This window comes from Thainema salinarum CENA647, assembly GCF_057732415.1.
Window position 1 is genome coordinate 1 of sequence record NZ_JBYJZJ010000014.1, and the last position, 1,169, is coordinate 1,169.

Below are 1,169 nucleotides of genomic sequence, written 5' to 3' on the forward strand. Positions count from 1 at the left end.
ACGGGAGCAGGTCACTTTCTTGAGAGAAAAATTAGAGTAAGACTGTAGCGATATTTTGAGGGTGCTCTAATGACGCCAGCGGAACACCAAGAACTCTTACAGTGCAGTCAACGCATCGCGGAACTACTGTACCAGGAAGCCTGTGAGCAAAACCAGCCGATGGCAAATTTGGGAGCCATCGAATCAACGGTGCGCGCTCAAGTGCAAGAACACGTCACGCCAGTCATTGGGGAGTTTTTTGCCAAACCGTTACCGGCACCGACGAAGGATATCCCCGCCAACTAGAGAGCATTCTGGGCCGGTTATCCCTCAGTAGTGAACAGGCCAAACAACTCGGTGTCCGTCCCCGACAACAGGTCAGCCCTTATTTAGAGCTGTGCTGTCTGCGCCAAAGCGCAATTGTTTCTTATGCCCAAGCGGCGATTGAAGTAGAGGTGCAAACGGGACGACGGGTGAGTGCGAAAACGCAGCAGCGGTTGGAGGCGCGCCATGACTTCGAGCTGCCCACGAGTGAGGTCCCGGTTGAGCAAATGAGCCTGGATGGCGGCATGATTCGCTTGCGCACGCCGCTGGGGGAAGCGGCTGAGTGGCGCGAATATAAAGCCTTGAATTTGGGTGAGCAGCATCAGGGCATGGCCTGGTTCAAAGACAACGAACACCTGATTGAGTGGGCAAATGACCTCCCCTTAGCCCCGATAGTGGACTGCCTGGGCGATGGTCATGATGGGGTTTGGGGCATCTATGCCCAGATTGGCAACGACCACCAACGTCACGAAATCCTCGATTGGTTTCACCTGATGGAAAATTTGCATCAAGTCCAAGCCACTCCAGAAGCACTCGAAACCGCTCGCAGCTTTCTTTGGCAGGGACAAGTAGACGCTGCTATGAATGTGTTTGAGGTGAGCGAGTCGGAAGCAGCACGTCGCTTCTGTGGCTATCTAGAGCGGCATCGTGACCGCATCCCCAATTATCGTTACTACCAAGAAGAAGGGTGGCCGATTGGCTCGGGGGATGTTGAGTCCTGGGTGAAGCAAATTAACCAACGCACGAAGATCCCTGGCGCTGCCTGGAACGCTGAGCGGGTGCCGCAGGTTTTAGCGCATCGTTGTGCTTACCTCAACGGCAGGCTCTCACCTCAGAGATGTTTTTCTCTGTAGAAGGTGACCTAC

1 protein-coding gene is annotated in these 1,169 nt (G+C 54.3%); it reads left to right on the forward strand.

All coding sequences use genetic code 11. The features are described 5' to 3' along the window. Window positions 1-69 precede the first annotated feature (69 nt). A protein-coding gene (locus AC286M_RS01990) for an ISKra4 family transposase (protein WP_488202786.1) occupies window positions 70-1,157 on the forward strand; the annotation gives its coding sequence in 2 pieces (ribosomal slippage) (window positions 70-241 and window positions 241-1,157; 1,089 coding nt in all). Window positions 1,158-1,169 lie beyond the last annotated feature (12 nt).